Origin of the sequence: Hyphomicrobium sulfonivorans (genome assembly GCF_013306565.1) — a bacterium.
Classification (GTDB): domain Bacteria; phylum Pseudomonadota; class Alphaproteobacteria; order Rhizobiales; family Hyphomicrobiaceae; genus Hyphomicrobium_A; species Hyphomicrobium_A sulfonivorans.
In genome coordinates, this window is record NZ_PZPO01000006.1 from 59,865 (window position 1) to 80,950 (window position 21,086).

At 61.3% G+C, this 21,086-nt stretch carries 22 protein-coding genes; 17 read left to right on the top strand and 5 right to left on the bottom strand.

Features of this window, described 5'->3' with window-relative positions:
- Positions 1–115: 115 nt before the first annotated feature.
- The 4 genes from C6Y62_RS13740 to C6Y62_RS13755 all read left to right on the top strand — a co-directional run bounded on the left by C6Y62_RS13740 (position 116) and on the right by C6Y62_RS13755 (position 3,145).
- Positions 116–373, top strand: a complete 258-nt coding sequence (locus C6Y62_RS13740; protein WP_068465137.1) for an accessory factor UbiK family protein — start codon at positions 116–118, stop codon at positions 371–373.
- 222 nt (positions 374–595) lie between these two features.
- Positions 596–1,093 carry a type III secretion system chaperone family protein gene (locus tag C6Y62_RS13745; protein WP_068465134.1) on the top strand — a complete coding sequence of 166 codons (498 nt, stop codon included), beginning with the start codon at positions 596–598 and terminating at the stop codon, positions 1,091–1,093.
- A 42-nt stretch (positions 1,094–1,135) separates the two neighbouring features.
- The gene (proC, locus tag C6Y62_RS13750) at positions 1,136–1,966 is read left to right on the top strand and encodes a pyrroline-5-carboxylate reductase (RefSeq protein ID WP_173954413.1); all 831 of its coding nucleotides are present in this window, start codon (positions 1,136–1,138) and stop codon (positions 1,964–1,966) included.
- A gap of 438 nt (positions 1,967–2,404) precedes the next feature.
- Positions 2,405–3,145, top strand: coding sequence for a TetR/AcrR family transcriptional regulator (locus tag C6Y62_RS13755; protein WP_173954414.1), 741 nt, complete (start codon positions 2,405–2,407; stop codon positions 3,143–3,145).
- Between the two features lie 236 nt (positions 3,146–3,381).
- Here C6Y62_RS13755 and C6Y62_RS13760 read toward each other — a convergent pair whose 3' ends face one another.
- The 3 genes from C6Y62_RS13760 to C6Y62_RS13770 all read right to left on the bottom strand — a co-directional run bounded on the left by C6Y62_RS13760 (position 3,382) and on the right by C6Y62_RS13770 (position 6,272).
- The gene (locus C6Y62_RS13760) at positions 3,382–4,716 is read right to left on the bottom strand and encodes an ATP-binding protein (protein WP_173954607.1); all 1,335 of its coding nucleotides are present in this window, start codon (positions 4,714–4,716) and stop codon (positions 3,382–3,384) included.
- 316 nt (positions 4,717–5,032) lie between these two features.
- The gene (locus C6Y62_RS13765) at positions 5,033–5,749 is read right to left on the bottom strand and encodes a response regulator transcription factor (RefSeq protein ID WP_068465124.1); all 717 of its coding nucleotides are present in this window, start codon (positions 5,747–5,749) and stop codon (positions 5,033–5,035) included.
- Positions 5,750–5,780: 31 nt separating this feature from the next.
- Complete coding sequence (locus C6Y62_RS13770) at positions 5,781–6,272, bottom strand: MarR family winged helix-turn-helix transcriptional regulator (protein ID WP_245281984.1); 492 nt, start codon at positions 6,270–6,272, stop codon at positions 5,781–5,783.
- Positions 6,273–6,739: 467 nt separating this feature from the next.
- Here C6Y62_RS13770 and C6Y62_RS13775 point away from each other — a divergent pair, with 467 nt between their 5' ends.
- On the top strand, positions 6,740–7,633 hold the full coding sequence (locus C6Y62_RS13775; RefSeq protein WP_173954415.1) for a branched-chain amino acid aminotransferase: 894 nt from the start codon (positions 6,740–6,742) through the stop codon (positions 7,631–7,633).
- A 161-nt stretch (positions 7,634–7,794) separates the two neighbouring features.
- Here C6Y62_RS13775 and C6Y62_RS13780 read toward each other — a convergent pair whose 3' ends face one another.
- Complete coding sequence (locus C6Y62_RS13780) at positions 7,795–8,043, bottom strand: hypothetical protein (RefSeq protein WP_173954416.1); 249 nt, start codon at positions 8,041–8,043, stop codon at positions 7,795–7,797.
- Between the two features lie 199 nt (positions 8,044–8,242).
- Between C6Y62_RS13780 and C6Y62_RS13785 the strand changes: the two genes are divergently transcribed.
- The 3 genes from C6Y62_RS13785 (at position 8,243) to C6Y62_RS13795 (ending at position 11,167) form a co-directional block, all read left to right on the top strand.
- Complete coding sequence (locus C6Y62_RS13785) at positions 8,243–9,925, top strand: phytoene desaturase family protein (RefSeq protein ID WP_173954417.1); 1,683 nt, start codon at positions 8,243–8,245, stop codon at positions 9,923–9,925.
- Positions 9,926–9,928: 3 nt separating this feature from the next.
- Complete coding sequence (gene arfB, locus C6Y62_RS13790; RefSeq protein ID WP_173954418.1) at positions 9,929–10,354, top strand: alternative ribosome rescue aminoacyl-tRNA hydrolase ArfB; 426 nt, start codon at positions 9,929–9,931, stop codon at positions 10,352–10,354.
- 393 nt (positions 10,355–10,747) lie between these two features.
- Positions 10,748–11,167 carry a DUF2147 domain-containing protein gene (locus tag C6Y62_RS13795; RefSeq protein WP_173954419.1) on the top strand — a complete coding sequence of 140 codons (420 nt, stop codon included), beginning with the start codon at positions 10,748–10,750 and terminating at the stop codon, positions 11,165–11,167.
- Positions 11,168–11,310: 143 nt separating this feature from the next.
- On the opposite strand, the gene C6Y62_RS13800 is transcribed toward C6Y62_RS13795, so the two are convergent.
- Positions 11,311–11,754 (bottom strand): hypothetical protein, encoded by a 444-nt coding sequence (locus C6Y62_RS13800; RefSeq protein ID WP_173954420.1) that lies wholly within the window; start codon positions 11,752–11,754, stop codon positions 11,311–11,313.
- Between the two features lie 424 nt (positions 11,755–12,178).
- On the opposite strand from C6Y62_RS13800, the gene C6Y62_RS13805 reads away from it, so the two are divergent.
- From C6Y62_RS13805 to C6Y62_RS13840, 9 genes are all read left to right on the top strand, one after another.
- Positions 12,179–12,460: a hypothetical protein gene (locus tag C6Y62_RS13805; RefSeq protein ID WP_173954421.1), complete on the top strand. Its 282-nt coding sequence runs from the start codon at positions 12,179–12,181 to the stop codon at positions 12,458–12,460.
- Between the two features lie 290 nt (positions 12,461–12,750).
- On the top strand, positions 12,751–13,467 hold the full coding sequence (gene tolQ, locus C6Y62_RS13810; protein WP_068465098.1) for a protein TolQ: 717 nt from the start codon (positions 12,751–12,753) through the stop codon (positions 13,465–13,467).
- A gap of 44 nt (positions 13,468–13,511) precedes the next feature.
- Complete coding sequence (tolR, locus tag C6Y62_RS13815; protein WP_173954422.1) at positions 13,512–13,961, top strand: protein TolR; 450 nt, start codon at positions 13,512–13,514, stop codon at positions 13,959–13,961.
- Between the two features lie 165 nt (positions 13,962–14,126).
- Entirely contained in the window at positions 14,127–15,206 is a 1,080-nt protein-coding gene (locus tag C6Y62_RS13820) for a protein TolA (protein WP_173954423.1), read from the top strand.
- 372 nt (positions 15,207–15,578) lie between these two features.
- Positions 15,579–16,865, top strand: coding sequence for a Tol-Pal system beta propeller repeat protein TolB (gene tolB, locus C6Y62_RS13825; protein ID WP_246274774.1), 1,287 nt, complete (start codon positions 15,579–15,581; stop codon positions 16,863–16,865).
- 443 nt (positions 16,866–17,308) lie between these two features.
- Positions 17,309–17,434, top strand: coding sequence for a hypothetical protein (locus C6Y62_RS16670; RefSeq protein ID WP_272481832.1), 126 nt, complete (start codon positions 17,309–17,311; stop codon positions 17,432–17,434).
- Between the two features lie 58 nt (positions 17,435–17,492).
- Positions 17,493–17,618 carry a hypothetical protein gene (locus C6Y62_RS16675; protein WP_272481831.1) on the top strand — a complete coding sequence of 42 codons (126 nt, stop codon included), beginning with the start codon at positions 17,493–17,495 and terminating at the stop codon, positions 17,616–17,618.
- A gap of 1,286 nt (positions 17,619–18,904) precedes the next feature.
- The gene (pal, locus tag C6Y62_RS13835; RefSeq protein WP_068465088.1) at positions 18,905–19,414 is read left to right on the top strand and encodes a peptidoglycan-associated lipoprotein Pal; all 510 of its coding nucleotides are present in this window, start codon (positions 18,905–18,907) and stop codon (positions 19,412–19,414) included.
- A 250-nt stretch (positions 19,415–19,664) separates the two neighbouring features.
- The gene (locus C6Y62_RS13840; protein WP_198491356.1) at positions 19,665–20,855 is read left to right on the top strand and encodes an OmpA family protein; all 1,191 of its coding nucleotides are present in this window, start codon (positions 19,665–19,667) and stop codon (positions 20,853–20,855) included.
- Positions 20,856–21,086: the final 231 nt, after the last annotated feature.

Consider the following 21,086-nt stretch of genomic DNA (forward strand, 5'->3'; position numbering starts at 1 on the left):
GGCCCGCCAGCCGGCTGAACGGGTTGCTTGAACGGTGCGCGCCCGGTGCCCATAGTCCGCCAGAGCGGCGCGCGCTATTGAGGCGCTTACAAATGACCAGGCCCCGGAGGCACCGATGACCCAGACCAGCAATCGCTTCTTCGATGAGTTTGCCAAGTTGATGACGGGAGCGGCCGGCGCGGCCGATGGCCTCAGGCGCGAGGCTGAGCAGATGTTCCGCGCGCAGGGCGAGCGATTCCTGTCCGACATGGATCTGGTGCGGCGCGAGGAGTTCGAGGCCGTCAAGGCGATGGCGGAAAAAGCCCGCACCGAAAACGAGCGTCTTGAGGCCCGGCTGGCCGATCTCGAAGCGCGGCTGGCCCAGAAAGGCTAAAGGACGGTCGATATAATTCACAGGGGCAGTGGAAAGCCTTGCTGTTTGTTGGATTTATCCGCGCTGTAACCGCATTGCCCGTGGATTAGGCCGAGCCCAACTTGCGACTCGCGCCCCCCTCTGTTTTCGTCGCGCTCGTTGGCTGAACAGCCGCTCTGTGATGTCGCGTATCAGTGTCACTGAGAAACAAGAAACGCGAGACCATAGAGGGATCGACAAAGCATGTCGGCTGAATACGTCGGCTACGGCCGGGTGACGAACCCAATTGATCTCATTGAGCAGCTCGCCACCGCGCACGACTGGCCATGCGATCGCACCAACGATGACGAGCTGACGCTGGTTATCGCCGGCACGTGGACCGACTATCACGTCTCGCTCAACTGGCGGGACGATCTGGAAGCGCTGCATCTGGCGTGTGCTTTCGATTTCCGTGTGCCGGAAAACCGGTTGCCGGAAATGTACAAGCTGGTGGCGCAGATCAACGAACAGCTCTGGCTGGGTCATTTCGATCTGTGGGCACAGGACGGGCTGGTCATGTTCCGCCATGCCCTTCTGCTCAACGGTGCCGTTGCAACTACCCGTCAGTGCGAGGCCATGCTGCAGGCCGCGCTGGAGGGATGTGAGCGCTATTATCAGGCCTTCCAGTTCGTCGTCTGGGCAGGTAAGCAAAGCCGTGAGGCTTTGGTTTCGGCGATGTTTGAGACCGAAGGCCAGGCCTGAGATCGGGCGCGGCGCGCGCCCCGCAGCACTGGGGCGTAAAATATGAGCGTTGCCTTCAACGGGCCTTTGCTGTTTGCCGGGGCCGGCAAGATGGGTGGAGCGATCCTGAAGGGATTGCTAGCCCGCGGACTGGATCCCTCTACGGTCGTCGTACAGGATCCGGCACCGCCGCAGGCCGTCATGGATCTGCTGGCCGAACACGCCATCAAAACCGTTCCGGATGCTGCCGCTGTCGATGTCACGCCGGCGGTGATCCTGGTCGCGGTCAAGCCGCAGATCATGGACGATGTGCTGCCCGTGCTTGCCACGCTTGCCGGGCCGCAGACGCTTATCGTTTCCATCGCGGCTGGACGGCGGATCGCCAACTTCGAGCAGTATTTTGCGGATGCCGCTGTTGTGCGCGCGATGCCGAATACGCCGGCCGCGATTCTGCGTGGCACAACTGTTGCTGTGCCGAATGCGAAGGTCAGCGATGCGCAGCGCGCCGTTGCCGATGCGATGCTTTCAGCCGTCGGCGACGTGATCTGGCTCGACGATGAAGACCTGCTCGATGCTGTCACCGCAGTTTCGGGTTCCGGGCCGGCTTACGTTTTCTATCTGGCTGAATGTCTGGCGCAGGCGGGTGAGGCTGCTGGCCTTGACCCGGAATTGGCGCAGCAACTCGCGCGCGCGACGGTTTCCGGCGCTGGCGCATTGCTTGATGCTTCCGATCTGTCGGCGGCGGATCTCCGCCGCAATGTGACATCGCCCGGCGGCACGACGGCAGCGGCGCTGGAGGTGCTGAGTGCACCCGGCGACGGACTGCAAAAGCTGATGACGGAAGCCGTGGCGGCTGCAACGCAACGCGGCCGCGACCTAGCCAGTAAGCGCTGAAAGCGCATCAGCCGATCGCGACCACGTCACTTGCATTGCCTGAGCGGGCATGAACCCCGGCGGCTCGGGCAAGTTGGTGTGTCTGGCACCCAAGGCTCAGAAAACCAAGGAGGATAGGCTGCTGAGCTCTGCGCGTCCGGTGCCCCAGGGCGCCACACCATGCATCTAGTTATGATATAGTGTTACAGGCCGTTCAACCGCCTCGCGGGCGTCTCACGCAATCGTGTCGGTGCGTGATCTGAGTGAAGTTCTGCTTCATTTGCAGCCGAGTGCTGTTCGCGTCTGTCGGAGCAGGCGTTTAACGTTTGCCTTAAGCGTCCAACGGCAACTCCGGCACGAATCCTCCGATGGCTTTTTCCGGCCCCGATGGCTGCCTATCTCTAAGGGCAACGGAGATAGCGCCGCGACAGGCAGCAGCTCCGGCGAGGAGACAGCGCGATGATCGATCAATCGACGATAAAGGGGCGGCTGGTGGCAGCGGCCATGCACCTCGCCGCGCAGTCGCCATGGCGGGACGTAACGCTGATCGACATCGCAAATTCAGCGGGCGTCAGTCTCGTTGACCTGCGCAACACCTTCAGCTCCAAAGGCGAGGTGATTGCCGCTTTTGTGCGCATGATCGACGATGAGGTTTTGGCTCAAACGCAGTTCACGCAGCGCGGGCGCGCGCAAACAACGGAGGACGGCGCGCCATCGCAGACATCGCCGCGTGATGCGCTGTTTGAAGTCATCATGGCGCGCTTCGATGCGCTGGGTCCGTATAAGGCCGCGCTGCGTTCAATCGCGGACAGCTGGACGGTCGATCCCGCGATCGCGGCTGCTGTCGCGCGTTCGCAAGTCTGGATGCTGCGTGCGGCCGGCATCGGCGCCGATGGCGTCGAGGGCCGTTTGCGTGCAGGCGGTCTGACCGGAGTTTACGCCTCGGTCTATCGCACCTGGCTCACCGATGACGATCCGGGCCTCGGTAAAACAATGGCCGTGCTGGATCGCCGGTTGCGCCGTGGTGAAAACGTGCTGAAGCAGGCCGACAGCGCATTCGGCAAGCTGTGCGGTTTTGCCAGATCGTGCCGGGATGCCGTGCAGCGGCGCTCGACAACGCGCGACAAAGCGGCGGCTAACCGCACTGACGAGCCCACGGCCGACGATATGGAAAACATTCCGCCCGGCGCGCTCTCGTGATTGGCACGCTCACGCGCGCTCGGCGGCCCGTCACAGGGTGCTGCTCGACGGGACCAGACACAGATGCGGAAGCTGGTGTGGGTCCCGACCTGCGTCGGGAAGACGTTGAGAGGAGGTGGGCGTTTCGCGCTCGGCGGCCGGCTCCGCGCAGCGGAGTCGCCGAGCGCAACTAACAACCAAGGCCGGCTCCGCGCAGCGGAGTCGCCGGTGCGAGGAAGCTTAGTCGCCGAGCGCTACTAAAGCGGCACGGAAATGATTGCGCGCAGGCCGCCCATCGAACTGACACCAAGCGCGATATCGCCGCCGTGGCTCTTGGCGATGTCGCGGGCAATCGCAAGGCCGAGGCCGGTGTTGCCCTCATCCTGATTGCGCGCATGGTCGATGCGATAGAACGGCCGGAACACGTTCCCGCGTTCCTCCTCCGGGATGCCGGGGCCGTTGTCGTCCACCTCGATCCGCAGCCACTGCCCCTCGACCGCACCGCGAATGATGATCTGATCGCCATAGCGCGCGGCATTGGAAACTAGGTTCGTGATCGCGCGCTTGAACGCCTGCCGCTTCAACGGCAGTACCAGATCCTGCCGCCGCTTGCGCAGCTTCAGTTCAATCGGCGTGCCGAAGTACTGGGCCTCGTCGTAAATTTCCTGCAGCAGTTCGCGCAGGTTTGTCGGCGTCGATTCCTCGCCGCCGTCGCCCTTGGCGAACGCCAGATAATCTTCCAGCATGTGCTGCATCTCGCGCACGTCCGACTGCAGCGACAGCGCTTCGGGCGTATCGCCCAGCAGCGCCAGCTCCAGCTTGAAGCGCGTCAGAATGGTGCGCATGTCGTGGCTGACACCCGCCAGCATGGTGGTGCGCTGTTCGACGTGCGTGGTGATGCGATCGCGCATCTCGAGAAATGCCGTTGCCGCCTGGCGAACTTCGCGCGCGCCGCGTGGTCGGAAATCCTCCGGCACTTTGCGGCCCTTGCCGAATGCGTCCGCGGCTTCCGCCAGGCGCAAAATCGGCCGGATCTGATTGCGCAGAAACAGAATGGCTACCGTCAGCAGAATGACGGACGAGCCGATCATCCACAGCAGGAAGATGTGCGAGTTGGAGGCGTACGTCTGCGAGCGCGTGGCGACGAAACGCAAAATGGCGTCGTCCAGCTTGACGCGAATTTCGACGTGTCGGGACTGTCCAAGAGTGTCGATCCAGAACGGCCGCTGCACCTGCTTGCGGATTTCGTCGGACAGCGCGCGATCGAGCAGCGCGAAGAACGGCTTGGGGCGCGGCGCCGGCAAATCGCCGCTGGGCAGAACCTGCATGGAAAGGTTCAGGCGGTTGCGCGCCATCTCGATGAGTTGGCTGTCATCATTCTTCGGATACTGCTGGTAGATGTCGATGACCGCCGCGATGTCGCGCGCGGTTGCCTCCGACAGGCGCCGCGTCACTGCCTGCCAGTGGCGCTCCATGAACACGAACGCGATGACGCCTTCCAGCACCACGATCGGCGCGATGATGATGATGAGTGCGCGGGCGTAGAGGCCCTTCGGCAGCAGGTCGCCAAGCCAACCGCCGATATAGGCCATGTTGCGGCGATGAACGCGTCCGAACCAGGTGCCGAACGACCGCAGCCATTGCGGTGCGGCCGGCAGCCGGTTCCACAGCATGGCGGGAAACGCCAGCAACCAGACGGGCGGCTTCAGCCATGCCGGGATGATACTGCTGCGTGCAGGCGCATCAGGCGCAGCCGCTGTTGCAGTTGAGCTTGAGGTGTCGGGATCCTTGCGTCCAAGGCGCAGCCATTGCCAGAGCGCATGCCATGGCAGGAGCGAGCGTCGCTCGGGTTCATCGCCTCTGGCAAGCATCAACAACCGACCTTAAAACTGCGGACGATCACCGTGATCAATCTGCATAGAGAATATACCCTTTGCCCCGAACTGTCTGGAGATAGACCGGGTTGGAGGGGTCGGTTTCGATTTTCCGGCGCAGACGGTTGATCTGCACGTCAATGGCGCGGTCGCTGCCGGTGGAATCCTCCGACGCCAGTTCATGGCGCGGAATGGGCATACCGATGCGCTGTGAGAACATGCGCAGCAAATCGCGCTCGCGCTCGGTCAGCTTCACGGTTTCGTCCATGTGCTTCAGCTCGCCGCGCGTCACATGGAAAATGTGATTGCCCATGCGGATTTCATCGCCGGCCGCACCGGGGCCACCGCCCGCCGCTCGCCGCAGAATGTTGCGCAGGCGCAGCAGCAACTCGCGCGGCTCGAATGGCTTTGGGATGTAATCATCAACGCCCGCCTCCAGGCCTTCGATGCGGTGCTCGGGTTCGGAACGGGCGGTCAGCATACAGATGGGAACCGGTCGCGTCGCTTTCAGCTCGCGCGCAAGATCCAGCCCGCTTTCGCCCGGCATCATTACGTCCAGCAGCACGGCATCAAACTCAAGGCCGCGCATTCCCGCACGTGCGGTTGCAGCGTCCTGTGCGGTCGTCACGCGGAAACCCTGCTCGGCGAGATAGCGCGCAAGCAGATCGCGGATCTTCTGGTCGTCATCGACAATCAGCACATGGGGCGCGTTGTCAGGAAGCGGAGTGCTCGCAGCCTTTGCCGTTCTCATGGGTGCCCCTCGCCGGTTCGAATGGATGCAATCACGTGCGCGGGGCCGCCTGCTTGACCAGGGCCTCCACGTGCGCGCGATCGGAGGCTGCAATCATGGCAAAAAGGAAGCGGCGTGCAAACTCCGACGCTTCGGGGCCAACATTGGCAAGCGCTGACGCCATGTGCCGCGTTTGCAAGGTAATGAGCTTTTCCGCCAGTCGTCCGCCTTTGGTGCTGACAAACAGACGCCGCTCACGCCGGTCATCATCGCCGGTGCGTTGAATAATAAAACCTTTATCGATGAGCTGTTTCAGCACACGGGCGAGGCTTTGCTTGGTGATGCGCAGAATGTCGAGCAGATCGGCGACCCGCAGGCCGGGATTACGATAGACGAAATGCAGCACCCGGTGATGCGCGCGCCCGAAGCCATAGGTTTCGAGTATCGCATCGGGGCCGCCAGTGAAATCGCGATAGGCGAAGAACAGCAATTCGACACAGGCGACCAGATCATCCGGCGATGCAACCCCGGCCGGAGCGGCCATTGCTGCGGCTGCTCCGTTATCCGAGCTCTCCCCTTGCGCCCTGCGGGAGGGGGCGGCTGCAGCCTTGGGGGCGCGCGCCCTGCGGCGGCCCGATGTGGCGTCGGACGTTATGTCAGTCATGTTGACTTATTTGGCCTCGATTGATAGTCATGACAAGTGATTTCGCGCAGGTGGTGGCGTGCTCGCCCAGTCCCTCAAGTCCGCGCTTTCAGGCTGCATCAAGCGGTTTCCGGGTTAATTTCCTGGCCTTGCATCTGAAGCTGAAGCGCACTGGATAAACTGGGGAACGGTGCACACCTTAAGCCTTGTGGTGATCTGGAAGGGCAGTCTGGATCGCTTCTAATTTGCGCCGATTACACCAACCACCTTCAAAATTCACGAGAACAATCGCCAAGCCAGCCTTACCTAGGTTACCCGCAGTCGGTTACTAGCAATCCTGGCGCGAAAGTCTACGGAGAGAACACAGGATGTCAGGGCCAACCCCCTTCCACGATCGCGACGGTCTCATCTGGCTTGATGGCAAGATGGTGCCCTGGCGCGAGGCCAACATTCACGTTCTCACCCACGCGCTGCACTATGGCAGCGGCGTGTTTGAGGGGCTGCGCGCCTATGGCGGCGAGATTTTCAAGCTGTCGGAGCATTCCCAGCGTCTGATCGACAGCGCCAAGACGCTCGATTTCGACATCCCCTATACGGCGGCTGAAATCGACCAGATCTGCCGTGATGTTGTTGCGGCCAACAATCTTTCCGATTGCTACATCCGTCCCATTGCCTGGCGCGGTTCGGAGCAGATCGGCGTTGCGGCGCAGGCCACCAAGATCCACCTCTCGGTGGCAGCGTGGGAGTGGGGTTCCTACTTCCCGATGGAGCAGCGCCTGAAGGGCATCAAGATCACGATGGCGAAATATCGTCGTCCTGACCCGGCCACGGCGCCGTCCACCAGCAAGGCTGCCGGCCTTTACATGATCTGCACCATCGAAAAGCATCGCGCCGAGAACGCGGGCTTCGCCGATGCGCTAATGCTGGACTGGCGCGGCCGCGTGGCCGAGTGCACCGGCGCTAACATCTTCTTCGTGAAGGACGGCGTCATTCACACGCCGGAGGCGGATTGCTTCCTCAACGGCATCACCCGCCGCACGGTGATCGATCTGGCCAAGAAGCGTGGCTATCAGGTGATCGAGCGCGCAATCATGCCGGAGGAGTTGAAAGACTTCTCGGAGGTGTTCGTCACCGGCACCGCCGCCGAAGTGACGCCGGTCTCGCAGATCGGTGAGCACACCTATACCCCGGCCGAGATCTCCAAGAACCTGCTGAACGACTACACTGCCTGCGTGCAGCCTTCCCGCAAGGCTGCAGAGTAAGCAGCTACAACGCTTTCGGGCGTTAGAGTGCTTCCGGAAAAGTGGGAACCGGATTTCCGGCAAGAAGCGCGACCAAACAAACGGCTTCAAAAAGCAAAACGCCCGCCGAATTGGTGGGCGTTTTTCGTTTGCAAACGGGGCAGGCAGCGCGGTCGACCCGCTTACGATGGGTTCTGCACCCGCGCGAACAACAACTGACCGATGAGACCGCAGGTCGCCATTATGGTCGTGCCGATGGTGAGCAGCGTAAGCTGGCTGATGCCGGTACCGGCCATTGATCCAACCGCAGCAATCAGCGCGGTCCAGAACAGGGCGGGGAAAAGGGCTATTACCAGAAGGCCGACAAAACGATAGTCGGTTGACGGGAGATCGGCGGCAATCGTTACAGCTCTTGCTGTGGCAACTGACATTCAATAACTCCCACCGTTTAGACTTTGAAAGGTCAACGAGCTAGGGAGGGTATGATCGGGCCCCTCAAGGGTACGCTAACGGAATAGGAAAAGTTCAAAGCAAATTTTCGATTGAGCCACGGCCCGTCTGCAACGATGTCTAGAAGCCCCAGAAATCAATCGTCGAACCGGTTGATGTGCCAATGCTGAAGGTTGAACGATGATTAGCCGGTCCGAGCCGGGCGCTGGGCGCGTTGCACCGGATTTGCAGCATCTGGATGCGATTATTGTCGGTGGCGGTCATAACGGCCTGACGTGCGCGGCCTATCTGGCTGGCGCGGGTCTCAAGGTGCTGGTGCTGGAGAAGAATGCGGCTGTTGGCGGCGCTGCCTTCACCGAAGAATTTCATCCCGGCTTCCGCAACTCGGTCGCGGCTTATACCGTCAGCCTGCTCAATCCAAAGGTGATCGCCGATCTTGAGCTTGCGCGCCATGGGCTGCGCATCGTGCATCGACCGGCGGCAAACTTCTGGCCCGTGGACGATAAGCGTTATCTGCTGATGCGCGGCGGGCTGGCCGAACGACAGGCGGCCGTCGCGCAATTCTCGCAGGCCGATGCTGAACGGTTGCCGGCCTATGACGCGATGCTTGAACGCGCTGCCGATGTATTGCGCGATCTTGTGCTCACAACGCCTCCCAATGCTGGTGGTGGCATCACCGAACTGATCAAGGGCGCTGGGCTGGGGCGGCGCATGATGGCGCTCGGCCTCGACGAAAAGCGCGTGCTGCTGGATCTGTTCACGCGCAGCGCTTCTGATTTTCTCGATGGCTGGTTCGAGAGTGATGTCGTCAAGGCGGCGTTCGCATTCGATGGCATTGTCGGCAACTATGCTGCGCCGTCGACGCCGGGCACCGCCTACGTGCTGCTGCACCATTGCTTCGGTGAGGTGAACGGCAAACGTGGTGCGTGGGGGCATGCTATTGGCGGCATGGGTGCGATCAGCGCTGCGCTTGCCGCTGCCGCCACGCAGCGCGGCGCCCTCATCCGCACCGATGCGAAGGTCGCGCGCATCATCACTCGCAATGATGCTGCGGTTGGTGTCGAGCTGGCCGATGGCGAACAGATTTTCGCGCGCACGGTTGTCGCCAACGTGCCGCCAAAGCTGCTGTTCCGCGATCTGATTGCGCCGGATGCTGTGCCATCAGAAACGCGCGCGCAGTTCACCGGCATGAAGGCCGGTTCCGGCACGTTCCGCATGAATGTAGCGCTGTCCGAATTGCCGGATTTCATCTGCAGGCCGGGAACGCAGCAGCAGGACCATCACGGCGCCGGTATCGTTATCGGACCGACACTCGATTATCTCGAGCGGGCCTATCTCGATGCGCGCCTTGAGGGCTGGTCGCGTGAGCCGGTGGTGGAGATGCTCATTCCATCAACGCTCGACGATACGCTCGCGCCGCCGGGGCAGCACGTTGCGAGCCTCTTTGTGCAGCACGTCGCGCCGCATCTGCCCGCTGGCAGGAGTTGGGCAAATGCGCATGAGAAGGCAGCGTTCGCTGACGTTGTCATCAACACCGTGAACCGCCACGCGCCGAACTTTGCCGCGTCGGTTGTCGGACGGCAGGTTCTGTCGCCGCTCGATCTGGAAAACCGCTTCGGCATGGTCGATGGCGATATCTTCCACGGCGCGCTGTCGCTCGATCAGCTCTTTTCCGCGCGCCCACGGCTGGGATTTGCCGATTATCGTTTGCCGCTCGCGGGGCTATATCTGTGCGGGTCCGGCGCGCATCCCGGTGGTGGTGTCACCGGTGCGCCGGGGCATAACGCAGCGCGCGAGATACTGCGGGATCTGTCCGGGCCGCTGCGGGCATGGACGCGCCGTTCGCGACATAAGAAGGGTTAGGCCGTGGCAACTGTCTATGTCTGCGAAAGCGTGACCCTCGACGAGGACGAGCTGAAAGAGCGCTTCGTGCGTTCTTCCGGCCCGGGCGGACAGAACGTCAACAAGGTTTCGACGGCGGTTGAACTGCGGTTCGATGTTGGCTCGCCCGCGCTTCCCGGTGAAGTCCGCGTGCGGCTGCTGCGCATTGCCGGTAAGCGCGTCAACGAGGAGGGTGTGCTCGTCATTCGCGCGGAGCGTTTCCGCACGCAGGAGCGCAATCGCGAAGATGCGCGCGAACGACTGTTCGAGCTGATCCGTGAAGCATGCGTGGTGCCGAAGCGGCGTGTGAAGACGAAGCCAACCCGCGCGTCGAAGGAGAGGCGCCTCGATAGCAAGACGCGCCGCAGTACGGTGAAGCGGTTGCGCACCGGCAAACCGGACTTAGGCTAATCTTCGTTTCGAGCTTTAGCGCGCCAGGTCTGCGAATCAGGCGGCTGATCCAGGTCGCCCCTGCAAATGCGGAAACGCAATGCGTGCGCTGCATGCAAGGCAATATTTTCCCATGTGTTGGCGGCGGCGATTTATCCGGAATCTGCAGCGTGACATCTGCGCGGGTCGATCCTAAGACATTAATCGCGTGTGGGGCGTTAGACCATGATCGCTTCGGACCCTATCAGTTCGGAGCGTGAATCATCGGTCTCATCAAAGGGCCAGATCAAAGGGCTAGAGCTGGATCGCGATTCAAAGAAAAGCGATCATGCTCCAGGCCGTAGATTCGGCGCGATGGCGCGCGGCGGGGCCGTCGTCGGAATCATCAGCTCAGGGATGCAGGGGAAGACGACAATGAAGCTTGCGAAAGTTGCCATCGCGGTGGCCGCGTTTGCGACAACGTTTGGCCTCGCGGCGCACGCGCAGAATGATCGCGCACCGCTTGGGGTCTGGATCGATCACACCGGACGCGGCGCCGTGAAAATCTCCGAGTGCGGCAAGGCGCTGTGCGGCAAAGTGGTGTGGGTCGCCGATCAGGCCAACTCTAAGGGTTGTGGCCTGGATATCATTGGCGACGTGAAGCCGATGAGCGACGGCACCTTCGATGAAGGCTGGATCTACGATCCCGACAACGACGCCAAATTCGACGTGGAATTGCAGCCATTGCGCGACGGCACGATGAAGGTGATCGGCTACAAGGGCATCAAGTTCTTCAGCCGCAGCTTCATCTGGAAGCCCGCACCGGCGGACTTGCCGCTCTGCGTCGCTGAATAAGCGCGCGCACGCTGGCGCCGGCAAACGGCCGTCTGTTCCAGCCTGGGATTACTAGGCTTGCACCCAAATATAAATTCGGCCGATCCCGCGATGAGCGGGGCCGGCCGATTTTTTGAACTGGATGGGTCGTGCGGGCCAAGCCGTCAGGCGGCTGCCAGATTGGGGTGGGCATCGTCAGGCAGCAGCGCCCGCGCGCCGAATGGCACGATGTTGCCGTTGAGTGCCTCGTTCAGCGCCAGCAGAAACCGCTGCGGGTTGAACCCGCGCTTGCTGTTGAGGCGCATGTTGGCGGCGATGGCAATCGACGGCGCCATCAGCGTGTAGCCGTTCTGCAGCATCATACGGTGCAGGCGGCGGGCGCCAAACACGGCCACCAGGTGCCGGAAGCGCAGAAATGCGGCCAGCGCCTGCTGTGGATCGGCACGCAGACGGCGTTGCAGGGTCGCTCGGGCAGCGTCTAGATCAGTGTCGGTGGCGCCGTTGAGCAGCACCAGCCCGTGGCCCGATTCGATCAGTGAGCGCATCGCTGCGGCGAGATCCGCCGCATTCGAAGCTGGCACGTCGCTGAGATCGAAGGTCGTCGCCATTGGTTCGGCTCCGGTGGTTGTACGCGTCGCCGCGCTTGCGGAGACGTAGGTTACTGTTTTGATCCGCCACCCCCAGATGGGCCAGCGCCGGAGTTATGCCCCCGGCCCTTGGCGGATGTGCGGTACGCTTGTGTTCGTATGCGGCAGATTTTTGTCAGCTTACGGAGGCAGAATGTCCCACACGCGCCATGTGGGGCTGTTACCTGTGAAACTGTGGCCGCATGGCCACGATGTTGGGCCACACAGTGCCAAATATGACGCCAGAATCGCCTCGCTACCGAAATCGCCTAGATTCTAGTCACGGTACCGCCGCGGCGCTTCGCTGATGGCAAAGCAGCGCTGGGAGCCGTATTCAGATGCGGTTCAGGCCCCGTTGGTTAATTTCGGGCCTTGAGAGCCAACGATTGTGACGGTGAGGACGACCATGCAACGGAAGTTATGGATGTTCGGGTTTGCGCCGGCCGCCACGCTGATATTCGGGCTCACCGCCGCTGCGCTGCCAGCATCCGCCAACTGCGACTGGTACGTGAAGACCTCGCTGGAACAGCAGCAGCGCAATCTGAAGCAGCGATGCGAGCTGTCGGGTGCGGAATGGTCGGGCGACAAGGCTGCCCACGCAGCATGGTGCGCATCGGTCAGCCCCGATACATCGCGCGCGACGGCCCAGAAGCGCGAGGCTGCACTGGCGGCCTGCGCCGCCAAGTAACCTACGTGCAGACCGATCTCCGCGTCGGATTTCGCCGCCGCGGCAGAATAGGCGTGGATTGCGGTGTGTTCAGATGGCGCCGGGGCATCGGCAACGGGGCCGTGCTTGTAGTATGGGCATCGCATTGAGTCGCGGAACCGCGCCCCCGTTTGGACATATTGCGAGGCAACATGCCCGATTGGGGATTTGGGTGAAGCACGTCTAACCTTGGAACGGTTGCGCGCCAAAGGCGGCTCCGGACCACCTTCGGCCGCCATGTTCCCAGAGCCATCCTCGCCACGGATAAACAGATGAATCCCACCGATCTTGCCCAGGAAGCCATCGGTCCGCCGACGGCGCACGGCTTTTCGTTCCTGGAACTGTTCCTGCAGGCCCACATCGTCGTGCAGCTCGTCATGGTCGGGCTGGTCATCGCCTCGATCTGGTCTTGGGCAATCGTCATCGAGAAGTTCTTCGCGTTCCGCAAGGCACGCGCCGAGTCCGATCGGTTCGAGCACATGTTCTGGTCCGGCCAGTCGCTTGATGAGCTCTATTCGGCTCTGTCGCGCACCAAGCCAATCACCACCGCGGCGCTGTTCGTTGCCGCGATGCGCGAGTGGAAGCGCTCGGTTGAAGGCAACATCCGCGCCATGGGCGGCATCCAGTTGCGCGTCGAGAAGGTGATGGACGTCACCATCAGCCGCGAGATGGAGCGTCTGGACCGCAGGTTGCTGTTCCTTGCCACCGTGGGCGCGATCGCGCCGTTCGTCGGACTGTTCGGTACCGTCTGGGGCATCATGACCAGCTTCCAGGCCATCGCCGTTTCCAAAAATACCAATCTAGCTGTCGTTGCGCCGGGTATCGCCGAAGCGCTGTTCGCCACCGCGCTGGGCCTGCTGGCAGCTATTCCGGCCGTTATTTTCTACAACAAGTTCTCCGCCGACAGCGCGCAGATCAGTCAGCGGCTCGAGTCGTTTGCCGACGAGTTCTCTGCCATCGTATCGCGCCAGATTGACGTTAGAAGTTGAGACTGTGCGCCATCGGCGGCAGCAAGACGGAGATCCGATGATCCATGGGCGCTAGCGTCAGGATGAACAACGGAGGCGGTGGCAAACGCCGCCGCCGTGGGCGCCATGCTCCGATGGCCGAGATCAACGTCACGCCGTTCGTCGACGTGATGCTGGTGCTGCTGATCATCTTCATGGTCGCTGCACCGATGCTGCAGGTGGGCGTGCCTATCGAGCTGCCGCAGGCCAAGGGCAAGCAGCTTGAATCCAACAAGGAACCGCTGGCCATCAGCGTCAAGGCGGACGGCAGCGTCTACATCGGCGAGACCGCAGTCGACCTTGAGGAAATCGCGCCGAAGCTGAAGGCAATCGCCAAGAACGGCTACGACGAGCAGATTTTCGTGCGCGGCGACAAGGGCGTTTCCTACGGCACCGTGATGCGGGTGATGGGGCGCATCAGCGCCGGCGGATTCCGCAAGGTGTCGCTCGTAACCGAAGTGGAGGATGGGGGCTGATGCGGTGACCGTGAAACTCGCGCTCCGCTGCGTCGAAACCGATTGTGTCTTTCGCGACGCTCACATGCGCGATTTTCGAACGCCCGGATCTCCGGTTGAGGGATCTGAGTTTGCTTCGTTTTCCGGCGATAAACGCTGGCGAGCTTTAGTATTGGGACGCTAGCCGTGTACCGCGGTCTCTTCACCTCGTTTGCAGGCCACGCGATGCTGCTGGCATACGCGCTGTTTTCGTTCAAACAGGCGCCGCTTGATCTGCCGACCGTGATTCCGATTGAGGCGACGATTGTCACGCCATCGGAAATCACACGCCTGAAGCAGGGCGATCCGCAGTCCAAGCAACTCGAAGCGAAGGCGAAGGAAGAACCCGAGCCTCAAATCTCAAAGAAAGAGGCCGAGAAGCCAAAGCCGGTGACGGCGCCGCCGCCGGCTGCCGAACCGCCACCGCCGCCGCCTCCGCCGGAGCCCGAGCCTCCGCAGAAAACCGAAACACCGCCGCCGCCGAAGTCGGATCCGATCGCCGAGAAGCTGGCGGCTGCACCGCCGCCTGAGCCCACGCCGCCTGAGCCTGAACCGGGGCCAACGCCGGACGAAAAGAAGCTGCTCGAGGAAAAGATCGAGCAGGAACGTAAGGCGGAAGAGGCGAAGAAACAGGCCGAAGAAAAGCGTAAGGCCGAAGCCAAAAAGAAAGCTGAAGCCAAGAAAAAGGCCGAGGCGAAGAAGAAAGAGGACGAGCGTAAGCGCAAGCTGGCCGAGGAAAAGCGCAAGGCCGCGGAGAAGAACAAGTTCGACGCCGACAAGATTGCCGCGCTGCTGGACAAGACGCCGGACAAACGCGGTGCGCCGCAGTCTTCGACGCCGCCGACGAAGCCAACCGACTATACCGGTCCAACCGCTGGTGAGCGGCAGGGCAACGACACCGTTTTGTCCGCACGCGAGCAGGACTTGCTGCTGTCGATGATCAATCGCCAGCTTGAGCCGTGCGCGCGTCTGCCAGGCGGTGGTGGCGGTCCGGACACGCCGATCGTCAACGTGCGCTTCCAGCTCAATCAGGACGGTTCGTTGAACGGCGAACCGGTGGTGCTGGGGCGGCAGAACACGCCGCTGTTTGCCATCGCCGCCGATGCGTCCGTCCGGGCCGTCAAACAATGCGCGCCATTCCAGCTTCCGCCGGACAAATATGGCGCTTGGAGCACTGTAACCTGGGCCTTTGATTGGCCGGTCATCCTCGGTCTTGTGCAGCGATAGCAATGCGCGAGGGCCTGGAGCATTTTCCGACGAAGTGGAGATCGGTTCGTCGAAAGAAAAAGCGACCAATCAAAAAACTAGAGCGTGGGATCTGATTCTATCGGATCGCAAAACGCCCTAGTTTGATGCTAAGCAACCCTCAGCGACAAAGGGTTCGACGACATGCAAAACGCGAAGCAGACGGTTGCAGCGGGTGGACGCGGAAATTCCGTGCGGCACGTATGGGCAAGATGGGGGGCATTGGCGTTTCTGATGGCCGGAGTGCTGTCGACGCCGGTATTCGCGCAGCGCCCTGACGATAGCTACAAGGGCCCTGCGGCCGGTGGTGGTTTCGACAGCCAGCTCCAGCAGATGCAAGCCCCGCCGCCGCAAATGGGTGGCGGTGGTGGCGGAGGACTTTCGGGCGGTACTTCCGGCGGAGGCGGTCTGCAGGGACGTCAGACGCAGGGCACGATCGCACCGATTCCGATCGCGATTCCGTTTTTCCTTGGGCCCGATCCAAAGCTGGCGGCGGACGTCGCCGAGGTTGTGACCGCCGACCTGGGCGGTTCCGGTCTGTTCGATCCGCTCGATCGCGCGTCGTTCCTGGAGCAGGTGCGGGACGTCAACGCCGCGCCCCGCTTTGGCGATTGGCGCGCCATTCGTGCCGACGCACTGGTTGTGGGCGATGTCGCGCGTGGCCCCGATGGCAGAATCATCGCGCAGTTCCGGCTATGGGATGTGACCACGGGCAAGCAGTTGGCTGGACAGCGATTTGCAACCGCGCCGCAGAACTGGCGCCGTGTCGGCCACATCATCGCCGACCAGGTTTACAAGCAACTCACCGGTGAATCGGGCTACTTCGATTCGCGCGTGGTTTACGTCGATGAAACCGGCCCCAAAGATCGCCGCGTGAAGCGTCTAGCGATCATGGATCAGGATGGCCACAACGTGCGCCTGCTGACCAAGGGTAACGAACTGGTGCTGACGCCGCGCTTCAGCCCGACGAATCAGGAAATCACCTTCATGTCCTACACGAGCGGACAGCCGCGGGTGTTCCTGATGAATCTGGAAACAGGACAGCGCGAAGTCGTTGGCGACTTCCCGGGTATGACGTTTGCGCCGCGATTCTCCCCCGATGGGCAGCGCATCGTGATGAGTCTGCAGTCGGACGGCAACTCAGCGATCTTCGAGATGGATCTGCGCAGTCGGCAGCGGCGTCAGCTCACGCCCGGCACCTCGATTGATACCGGGCCAAGCTACTCGCCCGATGGCCGGCAGATCGTGTTCGAGACCGATCGCGAAGGGACTCAGCAAATTTATGTAATGAATTCTGATGGTTCGGGTGCCCACCGGATCAGTCGCGGTGAGGGGCGCTATTCAACCCCGGTGTGGTCACCGCGCGGCGACTACATCGCCTTCACCAAGCAGTATGGCGGCCGTTTCCTTATCGGCGTCATGCGCCCGGATGGTACCGGCGAGCGAGTTTTGACCGAGGGCTACCACAACGAAGGGCCGACCTGGGCGCCGAATGGCAGAGTTCTGATGTTCTTCAGAGAATCGCAGGGCGCTAATGGCGGAGCGCGAATCTTCTCGGTCGATTTGACCGGCTATAACGAGCGAATAATCCGTACGCCATCTTTCGCGTCTGATCCGGCCTGGTCACCGCTCCTGAATTGATACGCCATTTAACTTGGTGTTAACCATTTCAGATGCTGTATTATGCACAAGTGCTCCGAGATTCGTTTGGCGTTTTTCATATGCAAGAACAACGACTTGCGAATGTCGGGGTAGTGCTGCGCGTGCCGTTTAAAAAGGTGTGAAATGGAGTTGCATTTTCGCATCTACGTGGTTGGAAAACAGAGGGATAATCGCCTCTGTTCTTGATCAAGACGAGCCGCGCCAGTACGCCAATATATGGCTAGTGCCGATAAAGCATCAGGAGATTACCATGCAGGTGAAGGGGCTGATCGTTTTGTCAGCAGTGGTTGCGGCCATTGCGCTAAGTGCTTGCCGCCGTGAAGAACCGGTGCCGTTGAAGCTGGGCGCCGAACTACCTGTTGCCACGCAGCCCGCTCGCTAAGAGCCGGGGCAAGGCCAGGACAACATTAGGAGAAAAAGCTATGAAGAGTGCACTCGTACTCGCCGCCGTCGTTGCTGCTGTTGCTCTGGGCGCTTGCCGTCGTGAAGAGCCTGTTCCGCTGAAGCTCGGCGCCACGGACCTGATCACCACCGAAGTTGCTCGCTAAGCATTCCGCTTAGTGAGTGGGGACAATTAGCCTACTTACCTTTTTAGGAGATACGACGATGAAGGGGGCCATCCTTGTTGCGGCCGTTGCTGCTGCTGTTGCTCTGGGCGCTTGCCGCCGTGAAGAGCCGGTTCCGCTGAAGCTCGGCGCTACGGACCTGATCACGACCGAAGTTGCTCGCTAATTTGTGAGCTAACTTCCTCTCAGGTTTCCTGAGGGCGATTTTTAAGGCCGAGGCTAGCGTGCAGAACGCTGGCCTCGGCCTTGTCGTTTCTGGCGTCGTGTCCGGGTCATCGCCGTCTGTGAACGGGTGGCGAGAGTGGTAGTCGGCTCTCGGGTCGGTTCGTGCGCCCTGATGATTGGCTTTGGCAACAAGCCGATGAAGCCTGTGCGGCGGTCAAGTATTTGCGGGTGTTTTGATTCTCGCCGCCGACTGCGTGAATAGGCTCGCGTCGCCGGTGCTTTCGTCTCGAGCTGCAAACTGCGCGAATAGTGCCTCGATGCTTTCGCCTCCACCTGCGGACGGTGCGAACATCGCCTCGGCGCTTTTGGTTCCGGCTGTGGGGCCGCCCGGAATGTTCTCAGCAGTTGGCTAAGATGCTTCGTTTGATTCCATCTGCTTTGATCCCACCGGTGAGGTGGGAAGGTGTCGTGGAGCAGGCGCTTTGGTGCAGCGTTCTCGGCTCGGATGTCCGGAATGTCATCGGGCTGGGGTGAGCATAGCTGTTTGATGGGTGGCGTGTTCGGCGACGACTCGGTGTCTGGTTATCGATGGCCGGTGGTCTGTGGCTTGCGCTGAGCGCGAGCCTTTGGACTAACCGCTGACGGTCCGATGATTGTCGGAGGTGCCACCAAGCGCCTATCGGAACAACGAAAAAACGGTGCCAGACGTGCGCCAGCTTCCGGATTGCCGACGCCGTGTTGGGGGAACAGTAGTCTGCGATAAGCGGCTCGGCCAGCACTTGCTGTTTTTAGGCACTGCCGGCGTGGAGGCGGTCACTGACGGCGCTACGAGCGGGTCTTTTGGCTTCCGTTGTCTGATTCTCGGTCGGCGGCCGGTCCGGAAGCAAACTCACCGATTCCATTCAGTCGGCCTAGCAAGTGTCGGTGACACCTCGGCAGTACGTTTAGAATGGGATGCCCATCCATTCGATACGCTCGCAACCGACGCCGGATGTGCCCGCAACGTACATCTCCCGAACGCCCGCCGCTTCCCGGTTAGCCCCACGTTATTTCCCGCGTGTGGTAACCCATGTGTGCAAACCGGACACACCGGGGCCTTTGGTCGCCGCGCGCGAAGACTGCCCACCGATTATTTTGTTGCATACGGACCTTCGCCGGACGAATCGGAGCAAGGTTTCGGAAATTGCTGGGTGGCCACAATTTGGTACGGCCAATGGGGTAGCCCATGCAGAGGGAAACAGTCGCCCGCTTGCGGAGTTGTTATGCGGGCTGACGAAAGGGATTTTCATGGCGTCGACAACTTGGTTCGCTCGTGGGACGCGCCTGCTCGCCGTCGTTCTTTTGGGAGCGTTGGCTGCCGGCTGCGCCAACAATGAGAACCAGCCCAATTCGCAGTTAACCGGCCGTGATGGTTCGGTCGCGCCGGGCACGCATCGCGACTTCTCGGTGAATGTGGGTGATATCGTTTACTTCACAACCGACAGCACGGATCTTACGCCGGAGGCTGTTGCAACCTTGCAGAAGCAGGCGCAGTGGCTGCAGCATTATCCGCAGTACACGGTGACGATTGAAGGCCACGCGGACGAGCGCGGTACGCGTGAATACAACATTGCGCTGGGCGCACGCCGTGCCACTACGGTGCGCAACTTCCTGGCGCAGAACGGCATCAACGGCGCACGTATCCGCACCATCTCTTACGGTAAGGAACGCCCGGTTGCGGTCTGTAACGACATCTCGTGCTGGTCGCAGAATCGCCGCGCGCAGACGGTGCTGAACTCGCGCACCGCCGGAAACTGATTCCGCAGTCATTGCTCCAAGCTTGGCGATGACGGCAGCGGCAGCGTGAAGAGATTGTCGGCAGCAAATATGCAAACACCTCGGGGCAACCCGGGGTGTTTTTGTATCTGCGGTCCAGCATCGCGAAGCGCATAGAGCGCTCGCGTGATCATGCCGACTGCAACGATTTTGTAAGATGACAGCGCGGCCAAGATGCTCCCGATGCGCAAATCTGTTGCGTGCGTGCCGCACATCCACAGCAGCGTGTGGCATGGGCAAATACGGCAAAGAATCGCCGCAAACGCTGGGCAATGATCAGCGTGATTTCAGCGGTTTGTCCGTGGGTGGAATGATGGTTCGTCTGGCTTTCGCGAACAGTCGGTGTGGTTTTGTAGCAGCGTGCTTCGGTGTTGCCGTTGCGGCCTTGGCGCCTGTTGCTCCAGCGTCGGCAGAACCTTCTCATACAGGAACAGGCTATTCATCGTTCAGCGACGAGCAGCGTGCACGCGAGCTCTATCTCGACGGCATTGAAAAGCTGCAGGCAGGGCATGACGATGTCGCGCGCCGGATGTTTGAATCCGTTGTTCTGCAGTTTCCGGAAACAGGGTCGGCGCAGCAGGCACAGAACGAGCTTTCACGTCTGGTGGATAGCGCGATTCATTCCGTTGCAGAATTTCCGGCGATAGCCCGTGCAGGCACGGCGCCGAACTATCCAGAAGATGCAGTTGCGCCAATGGCAGGCGCATCGTTGGAAACGAGCGCGTTTGATGCGCAGGCCCATAGTTTGCACGCGCGCTACGACGCGGCTGCAGTTGCGGTAACCGGCGAGATAACGACAGGCTCGTTGCCATTGCCCGTCGCGCAGCAGGCGCCGAAAAATCTGTATCAGGGCTTCCGTCCCACGCCCGCCTGGGATCAGGAAGTGCGCCGGAATGCTTCGATCCAAACGCGGATGCGTCTCGAAGCCGGCGACCGCGTGTTTTTCTCCGCCGGCAGCGCGGAGCTTGGCAGCCGTGCGCGTATGGCGCTCGCAGCGCAGGCGCTCTGGCTGAAGCGCTGGCATGAGTTTGAAGCAACTATCTCCGGATACGCCGATGAGCCGGGCTCCGATGAGGACAACGTGGCGTTGTCGGTGAAGCGTGCCACGGCTGTGCGCCAGCGCCTGATCGATGAAGGCGTCGAGCCTTCCCGTCTGGCGGTCGCGCCGCATGGCCGCTCTGGTCGCGTTGCAATGTGCGCTGACGCAGGCTGTCAGGCGCAGAATCGCCGCGCCATCACGGTGGTGTTTGTCGCCGGTACGCATGCCCGTCTTGGTCTGACGCCGCCGCCGATTGCCACTGCTGCGCGGATTGTTGAGGATGACGCGTCGGCGGTCCACTATGAAAACCGCGATGAGCGGCCAGCTGCGGCCGACGGACACGATAATTCCGCATTGGTCAGGCAGGTGGGGGTGTCGCGTTGACAACCCTGGCGTGAAATGGTGGCTTGGCGCGAAATGGTGGCTAAAACAGACGCTAAACTCGCTTAGTCTGGTTTGCGCTTAACGCTAGCAGCGTGCGATTGCATGCATGGCCGCAAGTTTGCGGCACATAGTTTCCATCGAACGCCTAGAGTGCTCCCGGAAAAGAGCTTTTCAGCGATCCAACGAAATGCTGACAGGCTCTAGACACCAAGTTTCGCTTCAGAATTCAGG